Here is a 961-nt window from a genome sequence, read left to right on the forward strand (position 1 = left end):
GCAGGCGAACCGGCTGGCCCACCGGTTGCGGGCGTTGGGCGTCGGCCCGGAGGTGACGGTCGGCGTCGCCGCCGAGCGCTCGCTGGAGCTGGTCGTCGGCCTGCTGGCGGTGATGAAGGCGGGCGGCGCCTATCTGCCCCTCGACCCGGAGCTGCCGCCCGCCCGCCTTGCCGCCATGGCCGCGGACGGCGGCATCACCCTGCTGCTCACCCAGTCCCATCTTGCCGGCAGGCTGGGCGGCGAGGCGCTGCCCGAGGCTGTCCGCCTGCTGCTGCTCGACGCCGAGGACACCGACCTCGAGAACACCGGCGCCGAGAACAGCGGGGGACTGCCGGACACGCCGCCCGCGGCCGGGCTGCGGCCGGAGAACCTCGCCTACCTGATCTACACCTCCGGCTCCACCGGTACGCCCAAGGGGGCCGGCAACAGCCATGGCGCCCTGTTGAACCGGCTGGCCTGGATGCAGAAGGCCTACCGGCTGTCTCCGGGCGAGCGGGTGTTGCAGAAGACGCCCTTCGGCTTCGACGTCTCGGTCTGGGAGTTCTTCTGGCCGCTGATGGTGGGGGCGCATCTGGTGGTGGCGGCGCCTGGCGAGCACCGCGACGCGGCCCGGCTGGTGGCGCTGATCCGCGGGGAGGGCATCGACACGCTGCATTTCGTGCCCTCCATGCTGCAGGCCTTCCTGGAGGAGCCGGGGGTGGAGCAGTGCACCAGCCTGCGCCGGGTGGTGTGCAGCGGCGAGGCCCTGCCGGCGGCGTTGCAGGACCGGCTGTTCGCCCGTCTGCCGCAGGTCGGCCTGTACAACCTCTACGGCCCGACGGAGGCGGCGATCGACGTCAGCCACTGGACCTGCCGGGCCGGGGAGGGCGGTGCGGGCGGCGGTGTGCCGATCGGCGTGGCCATCGACAATCTGCGGCTGCATGTGCTGGACGAGTGCCTGAACCCGCTTCCGGCCGGCGCG

Annotated in this window: 1 protein-coding gene; it reads left to right on the top strand. The window is 73.2% G+C overall.

Going from position 1 to position 961, the window contains the following annotated elements:
* Window positions 1-961, top strand: a 961-nt coding sequence (locus tag CRT60_RS00080; protein ID WP_143272902.1) for an AMP-binding protein, incomplete at both ends; no start/stop codon positions are given.

Origin of the sequence: Azospirillum palustre (assembly GCF_002573965.1) — a bacterium.
GTDB lineage: Bacteria > Pseudomonadota > Alphaproteobacteria > Azospirillales > Azospirillaceae > Azospirillum > Azospirillum palustre.